9 protein-coding genes and 1 tRNA gene are annotated in these 12,662 nt (G+C 34.9%); 8 read left to right on the plus strand and 2 right to left on the minus strand.

What is annotated here, in order from left to right; genetic code table 11:
* Positions 1 to 65: 65 nt before the first annotated feature.
* The 3 genes from LBU54_RS08275 to LBU54_RS08285 all read left to right on the plus strand — a co-directional run bounded on the left by LBU54_RS08275 (position 66) and on the right by LBU54_RS08285 (position 4,615).
* Positions 66 to 2,936, plus strand: coding sequence for an alpha-amylase family glycosyl hydrolase (locus tag LBU54_RS08275; protein ID WP_224528209.1), 2,871 nt, complete (start codon positions 66 to 68; stop codon positions 2,934 to 2,936).
* A gap of 90 nt (positions 2,937 to 3,026) precedes the next feature.
* A complete protein-coding gene (locus LBU54_RS08280; protein WP_224528212.1) occupies positions 3,027 to 4,175 on the plus strand; it encodes a glycoside hydrolase family 53 protein in 1,149 nt (382 codons plus the stop codon).
* A gap of 62 nt (positions 4,176 to 4,237) precedes the next feature.
* Entirely contained in the window at positions 4,238 to 4,615 is a 378-nt protein-coding gene (locus tag LBU54_RS08285) for a DUF4174 domain-containing protein (RefSeq protein WP_224528215.1), read from the plus strand.
* A gap of 36 nt (positions 4,616 to 4,651) precedes the next feature.
* On the opposite strand, the gene LBU54_RS08290 is transcribed toward LBU54_RS08285, so the two are convergent.
* Positions 4,652 to 4,733: transfer RNA gene (locus LBU54_RS08290), tRNA-Leu, on the minus strand.
* 108 nt (positions 4,734 to 4,841) lie between these two features.
* On the opposite strand from LBU54_RS08290, the gene LBU54_RS08295 reads away from it, so the two are divergent.
* Positions 4,842 to 6,230: a dipeptidase gene (locus LBU54_RS08295; RefSeq protein WP_224528216.1), complete on the plus strand. Its 1,389-nt coding sequence runs from the start codon at positions 4,842 to 4,844 to the stop codon at positions 6,228 to 6,230.
* Between the two features lies 1 nt (position 6,231).
* Here LBU54_RS08295 and LBU54_RS08300 read toward each other — a convergent pair whose 3' ends face one another.
* Positions 6,232 to 7,620: a M28 family peptidase gene (locus LBU54_RS08300; protein WP_224528219.1), complete on the minus strand. Its 1,389-nt coding sequence runs from the start codon at positions 7,618 to 7,620 to the stop codon at positions 6,232 to 6,234.
* 117 nt (positions 7,621 to 7,737) lie between these two features.
* Between LBU54_RS08300 and LBU54_RS08305 the strand changes: the two genes are divergently transcribed.
* From LBU54_RS08305 to LBU54_RS08320, 4 genes are all read left to right on the plus strand, one after another.
* Positions 7,738 to 8,103 (plus strand): BlaI/MecI/CopY family transcriptional regulator, encoded by a 366-nt coding sequence (locus LBU54_RS08305; protein WP_224528221.1) that lies wholly within the window; start codon positions 7,738 to 7,740, stop codon positions 8,101 to 8,103.
* A 2-nt stretch (positions 8,104 to 8,105) separates the two neighbouring features.
* Complete coding sequence (locus LBU54_RS08310) at positions 8,106 to 10,880, plus strand: M56 family metallopeptidase (RefSeq protein WP_224528223.1); 2,775 nt, start codon at positions 8,106 to 8,108, stop codon at positions 10,878 to 10,880.
* A gap of 132 nt (positions 10,881 to 11,012) precedes the next feature.
* Positions 11,013 to 12,113: a DUF4407 domain-containing protein gene (locus LBU54_RS08315; RefSeq protein WP_224528226.1), complete on the plus strand. Its 1,101-nt coding sequence runs from the start codon at positions 11,013 to 11,015 to the stop codon at positions 12,111 to 12,113.
* 44 nt (positions 12,114 to 12,157) lie between these two features.
* Positions 12,158 to 12,622, plus strand: a complete 465-nt coding sequence (locus LBU54_RS08320; RefSeq protein WP_224528229.1) for a YybH family protein — start codon at positions 12,158 to 12,160, stop codon at positions 12,620 to 12,622.
* Positions 12,623 to 12,662 lie beyond the last annotated feature (40 nt).

The following is a 12,662-nucleotide window of genomic DNA, read 5'->3' on the forward strand; positions in this document are numbered from 1 at the left end:
AAACTATTTAAATTGAATAAAGGCTATGTTATTTATTGACATAGCCTTTTTTTAACATTTATGCTATGAATAAAAATCTACAACTTATACTAACCTTTATTATAGTAGCTGGGCTCCAATCATTAAGTGCTCAAACCTTTACTTGGAATCCACAATTCTTTAATGAAGACGAAAATGTAACCTTAACGGTTTCTAATTTTGATCCAAATGCTTCATGGGGTGTCTCTGATATCTACTTATGGGCTTGGCATTTTGAAACAAATGGTAATCAAATTAATAATCCTACCGCTACAGGTAATGATTTTGGCAACTCCCCAGAGACCGCAAAATTCACAAACAACGGTGATGGCACCTATACGTATGACTTTGGTCTTCCAACAGACTTTTTTAATAATACTGGTATTGGAAGAATTGGATATTTAATCAAATCACAAGATGGAAGCAATCAAAGTGGTGACAACTTCAAAGATGTTGGGCGCGTTGTGGTTGAGATCATTGATCCGACTTCTGATTTAGTATTTGTCAATTCTGGAGACAACTTAACAATAACCTCGAGAATTAAGTTTCAGGGCACAACCACAGTTCAAGGATCTTTTGAGATTTATTACAATGACGTATTAGTCGATACTGGCAACTGTAGTTTCCCAAATTGTGTCGGCCAAATAAACAATATTACAGAATATGGTGTTGTAAGAGTTGTTGGGACACCACCATCACCAAATAATAGTGAGTCTGGTGAAGCAATATTTGAAGTAGTTGTTATACCAACCGTTATAGAAGAGGATATCCCTCCAAATTTAGTAGATGGTATTAATTATGGTGCAGACAATACAAGTGCTACTTTAGTACTTACTGCACCAGACAAAGAGTTTATATATGTTGCCGCAAGTTGGAATAATTTTGTACCAGACAATGATGATTTAATGAAACGAGATCCTAATTCGGGAAAATATTGGTTAGAAATAACGGAATTATCGTCAGGAATAGATCACATCTATCAATATTGGGTATTTGATACAGATGCCCCTTCTGGTACTAATCAAGCTGTTGTTGTTGCTGATCCCTTTTCAACATTAGTATTAGATCCTTTTAACGATCAATTCATACCTTCATCGACATTTCCAAACTTACCAGAATATCCTGATGGACAAGTAGGGTTTATGACAGTGCTTAAAACTGGACAGCCGGCTTATAATTGGACGGTTACAAATTTTGAAAAACCAAAGAAAGAAGATCTTATTATATACGAAGTATTCTTAAGAGATTTTGATGAAAACCGAAACTTTCAAGATTTAATTGACCGAATTAATTACTTCAAAGATTTAAATATCAATGCCATCCAACTAATGCCCGTAATGGAATTCAATGGTAATTTTTCATGGGGTTACAATACATCGTTCCATATGGCATTAGATAAGTTTTACGGTACACCTGAAAAATTCAAGGAACTTGTTGATGTGTTCCATCAAAACGGTATCGCAGTTATTTTGGATATTGCACTTAATCATGCTGATTTCCCGAATTCTCAAGTAGCCATGTGGTTTAACGAAAATAATGGAAAGCCTGCGTTAAATAGTCCATATTTTAATGAAGATGCCCAGCATGCTTACAGCGTTTTTTATGACTACAACCATCAACTACCTTTGACACAAGAATATTCAAAACGTGTTATTAAACAATGGATTGAAGAGTTTAAAATTGACGGTTTACGCTGGGACCTTACTAAAGGCTTTACACAAGAATGTACGGCAAGTGATGAATCTTGCACTAACGGTTATAGACAAGATAGAATTGATGTTCTTAAAGATTATGCGGACTATTCATGGGAACTAGACGATACGCATTATGTCATTTTTGAACATTTAGGCGGCGACAACGAAGAAAAAGAATGGGCTAATTACCGTTTAGATGAAGGTAAAGGTATTATGCTCTGGGGAAAAATGACAGAACCTTATAATGAGTTAACCATGGGACAAACTGGCAATAGAAATATTGATAGAATGGGTCATAAAGCTCATACTGGTTTTAATGGTCCCAGAGTGGTAGGTTACCCAGAAAGTCATGATGAAGAGCGATTAATGTACAAAAATATTGCTTTTGGTAACGATTCAAATCCTGCGCACGATGTTACAGATCTCAATACTGCTCTCACACGTATGTCTGCTTTAGGTGCTATATCTGTTATGATTCCTGGTCCAAAAATGTTATGGCATTTTGGGGATTTAGGTATGGATAATTCTATCTGGACATGTGATGATGGCGTGACCGTAAATGTTGGCAATGATGGTTGTAAGCTAGCCACCAAACCACAACCACAATGGGTAGAAAACTGGCTGGGCGATGCCTTAAGAAGGCAAATTTATGATGATTGGTCAAGGCTACATGCTTTAAAAATAAACGAGCCGGTATTTGAAGGTGATTATACAATAACTTCAGGAAATTTTACTCCAAGAATAGACATTTTTGACACTAGTATTCCTACTTCAGAATTACGTAATGTAATTATTCTAGCCAATTTTGATGTTACTGCACAAAATGTAAGTACAAGTTTCCCTGGTGGTGTGACATCGACGTGGTATGATTTAATGGACGATACTGGAAGTACAACCGTTGATAATTCTACAACTTCAATTACTATTCCTCCGGGACAATTTAGAATTTTAGGAAACCAACCTGTTGCTTCATTGAGTATTGACGATGAGTCCTTCACCAAGTTTAATATTTATCCCAATCCAACAAATTCTGCGTTTAGCATAAATATGAATGTTTCTTCGGTTGAAGTTTATGACTTAACTGGTAAAATGGTAGAACAATTTAAAGGCTCTTTTACAAGAACAGATGTATTTGATATTTCATCTTTAAATACAGGGATGTACATTGTAAAAGTTGAAAATGATAACAATCAATCTATGACAACGAAATTGGTAAAACTTTGATTATTCATTTTACAATCAGAAAAGGCTTCTTAAATAAGAAGCCTTTTTTGTTTAATTTCGTTTAAATTATGGCTCCCAATACAATTTACAATGCGACACATTCTAGTAGGTTTTATTAATATACTGTTCATATCGATACTTGTTGTTTCATGCGCATCTTGCGAAAGTGAAAATCAGGAGGACTCTAACGCTTCTAACACAGTCAATTTTTACTTTGGTGCAGATTTATCGTATGTAAATGAAATGGAAGATTGTGGTGCCACCTATAAAACTCAAAATGGTACCGAAAGCGATGTTTACGCCGTATTCAAAAATGCTGGCACAAATTTGGCACGTTTTCGACTTTGGCATAATCCAACCTGGACTAATTATTCTAATTTTCAAGATGTAAAAAAAGCTATTATACGAGCAAAAAATGCTAACATGAACGTTTTATTAGATTTTCATTACAGTGATACTTGGGCAGACCCTTCAAGGCAGTTAATACCAGAAGCATGGTTAACCGAAATTAACAATACCGAAGCTTTAGGAGAACTACTTTACAACTATACCTTCAATACGCTAAATGAATTATCTCAGGAAAATTTGTTGCCAGATATCGTTCAAGTTGGCAATGAAATTAATTCAGAAATATTACAAGAAAATGAAGCTGAAGGGTCAATTAATTGGACACGCAACTCATATTTAATTAATAAAGGTATAGAAGCTGTTCGAGACGTTGCAGAACAGAAGAATAAATCTATTGAGGTTATGCTTCATATCGCACAACCAGAAAACGGATTATGGTGGTTTGAACAAGCCACTACAAATGGTGTGACGGATTTTGATTGGATTGGACTATCATACTATCCTCTTTGGTCAGAGTATGCATTAAACGAAGTACAAACTCCTATTTCTACACTTATAAATATCTACAACAAAAAACTTATGGTCGTAGAAACTGCTTATCCATTTACATTGAACAATGCTGACGCTGCAAACAACATATTAGGTGAAAATGCACTCACCGGAGGATTTCCAGCAACCCAGCAAGGACAACTTGATTACTTAAACTCATTATATCAAATCCTTAAAAGTGCTGGAGCGGAAGGCTTGGTATACTGGGAACCAGCTTGGGTATCTACTGATTGTTTCACGCAATGGGGACAAGGTTCGCATTGGGATAATACCACATTATTTGACAATGATGGCAAAGCAACGCTTGGTATGCAGTTTTATAATAATGTATTAAGCAATTAATACGAAGCTTTGGGATGTACATGTACCAAAAATTAATTGTTATAATAATCTTTTTTATTTCTATGCAACTAAAGGCTCAGAATTTAGATGACTACAAATGGAAGAATCGTATAGTGCTTATAATTTCAACTGATGAAAATTCTGAAGACCTCATAGAACAAAATAAACTGCTAGAAACCGACAAAGAAGGGCTTAAAGAAAGGCGTCTTTTATTGATTAATGTTTTACCTACAAAATACAAACTGCACGCTCACAAATGGGAATCTGGTTCAAAGTTGTACGACCTATACAATGCTAAAAAGGCATCTTTCAAAATAATCCTTATAGGTCTTGATGGTGGTGTAAAATTGGAGCAAATGACACCTTTAAAGAAGCAAGGATTATTTGATATTATTGACACTATGCCCATGCGTAGAGCAGAACTCAGGGATAAAAACTAAAAAAGCCTCTCTATAATGAGAAGCTTTACTTTTTTGTGCGGGCGGCGAGACTCGAACTCGCACACCTCGCGGCACTAGATCCTAAGTCTAGCGTGTCTACCAATTCCACCACGCCCGCAAATAAGGACTGCAAATATAAACAATACTTTGAATATTCAAATAGCTTTCATTTAAGAAAATATTGGTGTTGGATTTCTTATTTTTGTAGGAAACCATATCATTAATTATGCAAGCTATTCAATCTTATATTACGAAAAATAAAGACCGTTTTCTCAACGAATTAATCAACTTATTAAAGATACCTTCGATTAGCGCAGATTCTGCCTATAAAAATGATGTCTTTAAAGCCGCGGAAGTCATTAGATCTAGTTTAGAAAATGCAGGATGTGACCATGTAGAGATTTGTGAAACAGATGGTTATCCCATTGTTTATGGCGAAAAAATAATTGATAAAAACTTACCCACTGTACTCGTATACGGTCATTATGATGTGCAACCACCAGATCCATTGGATCTATGGAATTCGCCACCTTTTGAGCCAGTAATTCAAAAAACAGACATACATCCTGAAGGGGCAATTTTTGCTAGAGGTGCAAGTGACGACAAAGGTCAAGTGTACATGCATGTAAAAGCCTTGGAATATATGACCACTCACAATGAATTACCATGCAATGTTAAATTTATGATTGAAGGCGAAGAAGAAGTAGGTAGTGTTAATCTAGGTAAATTTGTTGCTTCAAATAAAGAAAAATTAACCAATGATGTCATATTGATATCAGATACAGGAATGATTGCCAAAGGCATCCCATCTATTACAACAGGTCTTAGAGGGTTAAGTTATGTAGAAGTTGAAGTCACTGGACCTAACCGTGATTTACACTCAGGATTATATGGTGGTGCCGTTGCAAACCCAATAAATATTCTTGCCAAGATGATCGCATCACTTCATGACGAAAATAATCATATCACCATACCTGGATTTTATGATAAGGTTGAAAATCTATCTGACGAAGAACGTGCCGAAATGGCTAAAGCACCGTTCTCCCTTGATGATTACAAAAAAGCACTTGATATTGAAGCAGTTTATGGTGAAAAAGGCTATACAACCAACGAAAGAAATTCCATTCGTCCTACTTTAGACGTCAACGGAATTTGGGGAGGATACACAGGTGAAGGTGCTAAAACTGTAATTGCAAGTAAGGCTTATGCCAAAATATCTATGCGTTTAGTACCGCATCAAGATTGGGAGGAGATTACTGAACTGTTTAAAACACATTTTGAGCGTATTGCTCCAGCTGGTGTAAAAGTTAAAGTTACACCACACCATGGTGGACAAGGCTATGTTACACCAACTAATTTTAATGGCTATAAAGCAGCGGCAAAAGCTTATGAAAAAACGTTTGGACAAGTGCCAATACCTGAACGAAGCGGCGGAAGTATTCCTATTGTAGCCTTATTTGAAAAGGAATTAGATAGCAAAACGATACTTATGGGATTTGGATTGGATAGTGATGCCATTCACTCTCCAAATGAACACTTCGGTATTGGAAATTACTTAAAAGGAATTGAGACTATTCCTTGGTTCTATAAATATTACAGCGAAATGAAAGGCTAGTTTACTCTTTAACAATTTTGTAAGAAGAGGCTTTTTTATCAGAACTTACATTTACGAAGTAGACTCCATTTGAATTACGTGAAAGGTTGAGTTCTATTAACGACTCATTGGATTCTATAACACTAACAACCTTGCCTGAAATATCATTTATAGTAATATATAAGTCTTGATTATAAAAGTTTTCGACCTTAAGAATGGAATGTACTGGGTTAGGATAAATACTTATTTCCTTACTCGTAAATTTTTCTGTTGATAGTGCTGTAAAAGCAATACAATTACTAATTTCACTGCAAGATCCATTACTAACCTCAACTGCATAATTTCCATCAGAAATTGGTGTGAAACTTTGGGATGTTGCACCATTAATTGGTGTACCCGTATCACAATTATACCATTGGTAAGGGCCTGTAGCTTCATTAGAGACTAAATCGGTAGGATTCTCAGTAACCGTATTGTCTAGAGCTGCTAAACTTGCCTTGGTTGCCGTGTAAGCTAATACCAGTTTAGTCAACTCGGTCATATAAGGAAAATCGATATCAGCAGCTCTATCATTAGACGTATGATAATTAGGCGTTTGGTCATTGGTTTCCCAAGATTCACCAACCAATACAGCTGAATACCCTTGGTTCCAAAATGTTGAATGATCACTAAATGTAGTACCAGGATCAACAACAATTGGGTTTAAATCAAATGTATAGGTGTTAAGTATGTCAAGCAAATCATCTTTTATCATCAACGAATTTGCAATGTTTCTTACATCAATGTCAAAGTCATTGTCACCGGCCGTTCCAGGTGCATCACCATCATAACCAATCATATCCATATTTACTACCCCAAGAATATTATCTCTGGTATTTCCACCTGTTTCGTCTGCCGCTTGTTGTGCATAAAAATTTGCCCCTAAAAGTCCTATTTCTTCTTCATCCCATAGTGCATAGACGATGGTATTGTCTGTACATTGCCGAGACAAAATCCTAGCAATTTCGATGACAGCTGCTACACCGGTAGCATTATCGTCAGCACAAAATGTGGTTACAGAATCATAGTGCGCACATATTATATAAATATCATCAGGATTGGTTGAGCCCAACTGGGTAGCTATGACATTTTTACCTGTGGTGTTAAAATTTTGAACCTCTACTGTAAGATTGGGAAATGCTTCTAGACGTTCCTGGATATAGGTTGCAGACAGATCGTTATTACTATGGACCCTGTTTGAGATCGTCTGTGTCGTACCGTTAATAATCGCTGGCTCTTCTCCACTTAATTGATTTACTGTGGTTTCTAAATTTGATGTATTTACTTCGTTCATTAAATCCTGAATAGATTGCGAAAATCCTATATTAAACACAACCAATAATACTATTACTGAAATAAATTTTATGTTCATAATTTATTCAACATTACAACTACTTCAAGGTACAAATTTTAATTTTTAACGTAACAAAACCTTGGATATTTAATTTTTTATTCTACATTTGTAGAGTATATTCTAAATATGTAGAACATGGAACTCTCTAAAACCGAAGAACAATTAATGCAATACCTCTGGAAATTAGAGAAAGCATTTATGAAAGAGTTATTAGATGCCTATCCAGAACCTAGGCCTGCAACCACAACAGTAGCTACACTTTTAAAACGTATGATTGGTAAAGGTTTTGTAGATTACAAAACCTACGGAAAATCAAGAGAATATTATCCATTAGTTAAAAAGGAAGACTACTTCTCCAAACACGTTAATGGTTTAATTAAAACATTCTTCAATGATAGTGCCTCTCAGTTTGCATCGTTTTTTACGAGAAAAACAGATTTAACTAAGGAAGAACTGCAAGAGCTAAAATCAATTATTGACCAAGAAATTAAGAGCAAGTAATTATGGGAATCTATTTATTAAAATTTTCAGCTTGTTTGCTTGTATTTTGGTTGGTTTACACATTCCTTTTAGAGCAACAGAACATACATCGGTTTAAGCGATTTTATCTCTTAGGTTCGTTTGTGATGGCTTTAATTATTCCAATGCTTACCATTACCTATTATGTTGAACCTGTAGCTCAACAGCTTGAAACGTTACCAGTTTATATACCAATTGAATCCTCAAATACTGAAATACTCGTACAACCAACTGAGTCCATCAGCACAGAAACACTACTCTGGTACCTATACGGACTGGGCGTCCTTATTTTCAGCTTTCGATTTGTTGTAAATCTTATAAAACTATATCGCAATATTTCAACAAATTCAAAAATCTTCAAATCATCTTTCATTTATGTTTTACTTAAGGAATATCGTATTCCACATTCCTTCTTTAAGTATATATTTTTAAACAAAACTAAGTTTGAAAATGAAGCTATCCCGATTGAAGTCTTATTGCACGAAGAAGCCCATGCCAAGCAATTGCATAGCCTAGACATTGTACTCATTGAGTTGTTACAAATTGCATTTTGGTTTCATCCTTTGGTTTACATTTTAAAACACCATGTAAAACTCAATCACGAATTTTTAGCCGATCAAGCGGTGTTAAATCATGGTATTGACAGAAAAAATTATCAAAATACATTATTACAATTTTCATCAAACACTCCTGATTATCAACTCACGAGTGCCATCAATTATTCATCATTCAAAAAACGATTTACAGTTATGAAATCACAAACTTCAAACATTAAGAAATTGGCTAGCACCATTTTGCTATTACCAGTTATCGCAATGCTATTTTACAGCTTTGCTGAAAGAGAGTATGTTAAAAAAGAAACTGAACAGACTCAAACAGAGATCAAAAACGAATTGAAAAAAGCTATTGATTACGATTTAACCCACATTGATATCACTGATCCTATTAAGGCATATCTTAAAAAATATGAAGCTTATAAAAAGCTACAAGACACACCACCACATTATATAAATAAAGGTGACCTGGAGAAAAAGCAAATGGACGACTTATTCTCTGATTTAGGCGGTATGTATTTTAGAATGCTTAAAGCTGACAAAGCAAAAGTCTTACGTCCTACGCAACCCGTTTCACCATATGCAAAGATTACGCTTAACGGTAAAACCTACTACAAGAAAAAGAGTGAGTTAACTCAGGAGGAAAAAGCAACCTTGCCTCCACCTCCTCCACCTGCAATGAAAAAATCAAAAGGCGGCCCTAATTCTGTAGATACTCCAGAAGTTTATAATACTGATTATGCCAGAAGTATTGAGCTTAAAATTTTAGATAATAATTCTTATGTAATAGATGGTATAAAAGCCACTAAAAAAACCTTTGTTAGCGTATTTAATCAAATGCATCAAGATATTACACCAGAGGTACGAAATAGAATCTTAAATATTCATGTAAGTTCTTCAAAAGATGTTTCTAATGAAGAAGTTTGGTTTATCTATAATTCACTCAAAGATTATGGTTTTTATCACCTCGTTACTCCAAATCAAATCGTCAATAGAGCAAAAGGCAATACACCATTTGCTATCGAAAGTGGTAATATAGGTCAACAAAACCCTCCAACTCAAAAAGAAATAGATGCTTATAATGCGTGGGCAAAGAAAAAGAAGGAAGCATTTAAAAAGAGACCAAAATCTGAAACCGTAAATGGATACCCTTATCTTATAAATGATGAAACATTTAGATACTATAATTCTATTTATGATAGAATGACTTCTGAGCAAAAAAAGAAATCCGTAGCCCTTCCTGAGGCCGTTTTAGTAACTGAATGGCCAATGCCAGAATACACTGTTGTCGAAACTATAAGCCAACCAATACAAGAAAAAGCTACCAAACAACAAATTGAAGAATACAATGCTTGGGCAAAAAAAGTAAACGTTGCCATGAGAAAAGCTAGAGCTAATAAATCAAACGAATACCCTATTGTTAAACAAAAAGAACTCGATAGGTACATTAATATCTACAAAAATCTGATGACGGCAGAGCAACGCCAAAATGCCGAACGTTTTCCAAGTCCGCCACCTCCACCTCCACCACCTCCAAGTCCGTTAGAAACGATCAAAACAAAAGCTAAGTCAAAAACCAAGCAACATAATAATGTAATTAATAAAGTAGAAATCACGATTAAAAAAGACAAGAGTTTAGTGCTTAATGGCAAACAAGTTGCTTTAGCGGATTTAGTTGAAGAGGTAAAAAAACTCAATCAACATTTAACCGTAGAGCAACAAAAGGAATATGTTTTTGCTTCTGTAATGGTAGAAAGTAACGACCATGTTTCATTTTCTAAGGAAATACAAGAAAAATTGAGAAAGGCCAACGTATACCATTGTGCCATAGGATATAACGAGACTAAACTAAAAACTGGATTACCAATTAAACATTTTAACTTAAATGAAGGATTGACGGTTGAAGAGGCTCGAAAAGAGAGAGAGAAAATGCTCCGAGGCATGGATGAAGGTGATAAAACATTAGACAAAACTATTGACAGTCTCAACAAAAAAGATAATAACAAATGGAGTTATACTGTTGAAACTTCTTTCGTTGAGTCTGAACCAAAAATGAAAGAATTGAAATATAATGGCGATACATATTCCTACTACCTGAAGAATGATAAAAAAGAATATGTATTCTATGATAAATATGGACTAATCGTGGATAAGACTAAAATAAAAACTCTTACCGACCATGTCAGAAAAACCAAAAAACAATAACTATTCTTTTTGGACATACAAGACCTAAACTTTTAAGAAATAGTCTCTTCAAAGAGACTATTTTTAATTAAAAGTGTAACAATCTTTCACATTTTGCGTTCTAATACTCTATACATCAATCAAAAAAACATCATGTTAAAAAAATTCTTTATCCTTTGCTCAGGAGCAGATACAGATATCCTTAAAAACTGTTCTAATGGCGAACAAAACAAATATGCTGGTATTGGCGCCACAGTCTTCTTTACGGCCTTAATGGCCTCAATTGCGGCAAGCTATGCCCTTTACACCGTTTTTGACAACCTCTTAACATCGATATTCTTTGGTTTTATTTGGGGGCTTTTAATATTTAACCTCGACCGCTACATCGTTTCTACAATTAAAAAACGAAATAGTGCCATCGATGAGTTTTTACAGGCTATCCCAAGAATACTACTAGCTGTTATTATTGCAGTTGTCATCTCAAAACCTTTAGAATTAAAAATCTTCGAAAAGGAGATTAATCAAGTGCTGTTGGAACAAAAAAACGAACTAACGTTATCCAATCAAAACCAGATTGCGCAACAGTACACACCTAAAATTGAAGACCTAAATACCCAAATCGCAAATCTGAAATCCCAAATAGACACAAAAGAAACCGAAGTCAATACTTTATACGACACTTTTATTTCTGAAGCAGAAGGTACAGCTGGTACTATGCTACTTGGCAAAGGACCAGTCTACAAAGAAAAGCGAGAAAAGCATGATGACGCACTTGCTGCGCTTCAAGAATTAAAAACAGAAAACAAAGCAAAAATTGCATCATTAGAAGCCGAAATTGCAAGTTTGGAAGGCGATTACAAAGCTAATGTCTCAGATTCGCAACCCATAATTGATAATTTTGATGGCCTAATGGCACGTGTCAATGCCTTAGGCGAATTACCATGGTTGCCTTCGTTTTTTATCTTCTTATTATTCCTAGCTATTGAGACCTCGCCTATTTTTGCAAAACTTATTTCGCCAAAAGGCGAATACGATTTCAGGTTAGAAGACCAAGAAACTACTGTTAAAATCTGGACCATGCAGAAGGTTGCTGAGCGCAAATTACTTCTTAAAACCGATAATGACATAAACAACAAAGTTTACACTGAAATTGCAGATGAAGAGGAGGTAATGAACTACAAACGCAAAAAAGCACGCGAACTTATGCAACTGCAGGCAGATGCCTTTTTTAAAAATCAAAAATCAGCACTTTAGGTAATAAGTTGTTATTTTTAAGATTGAAATAAAATATCAATCTTATGAAATATTTATATATACTTTTTTTATCAATTCTCTGCACGAGCTGTATTAGTGTAAAAGCAGATGTTTATAATGCACCTGAGGAATCTACGAACAAAGAGCTTGCTGAAGCTGGTATACGATTAGTCATGCAACAACAGGAAAGCGCTTGGAATAAGCATGACCTTGAAGGATTTATGAACGGATATTGGCGTAGTGATCAGCTTAAATTTTATGGTGCAAACGGACTTACCTTAGGATGGGAACAAACCTTGGAAAACTACAAAAAAAGATACCCTACAAAACGTGAAACCGGTACCCTAAATTTTGTAATTAAAGATATTTCTAAAATTGAAGGTAATAATTACTGGGTCATGGGCGAATATCACCTTAAACGCGAGATGGGAGATGCCAATGGCATTTTTATGATATTATTTAAACAAATAAATGGTGAATGGAAAATAATTGCCGATATGTCCTGCTAAAAAAACAAAGTGCAATGAAGCCATTTATCTATCACCATAA

This window comes from Winogradskyella alexanderae, assembly GCF_020166335.1.
Lineage (GTDB): Bacteria > Bacteroidota > Bacteroidia > Flavobacteriales > Flavobacteriaceae > Winogradskyella > Winogradskyella alexanderae.

What these genes read in the sequence shown, in the direction of transcription:
- LBU54_RS08275 (WP_224528209.1), top strand. Translation starts at nt 66, where the DNA reads ATGAATAAAAATCTACAACTTATACTAACCTTTATTATAGTAGCTGGG.
- LBU54_RS08280 (WP_224528212.1), top strand. Translation starts at nt 3,027, where the DNA reads ATGCGACACATTCTAGTAGGTTTTATTAATATACTGTTCATATCGATA.
- LBU54_RS08285 (WP_224528215.1), top strand. Translation starts at nt 4,238, where the DNA reads ATGCAACTAAAGGCTCAGAATTTAGATGACTACAAATGGAAGAATCGT.
- LBU54_RS08295 (WP_224528216.1), top strand. Translation starts at nt 4,842, where the DNA reads ATGCAAGCTATTCAATCTTATATTACGAAAAATAAAGACCGTTTTCTC.
- LBU54_RS08300 (WP_224528219.1), bottom strand. Translation starts at nt 7,620, where the DNA reads ATGAACATAAAATTTATTTCAGTAATAGTATTATTGGTTGTGTTTAAT.
- LBU54_RS08305 (WP_224528221.1), top strand. Translation starts at nt 7,738, where the DNA reads ATGGAACTCTCTAAAACCGAAGAACAATTAATGCAATACCTCTGGAAA.
- LBU54_RS08310 (WP_224528223.1), top strand. Translation starts at nt 8,106, where the DNA reads ATGGGAATCTATTTATTAAAATTTTCAGCTTGTTTGCTTGTATTTTGG.
- LBU54_RS08315 (WP_224528226.1), top strand. Translation starts at nt 11,013, where the DNA reads ATGTTAAAAAAATTCTTTATCCTTTGCTCAGGAGCAGATACAGATATC.
- LBU54_RS08320 (WP_224528229.1), top strand. Translation starts at nt 12,158, where the DNA reads ATGAAATATTTATATATACTTTTTTTATCAATTCTCTGCACGAGCTGT.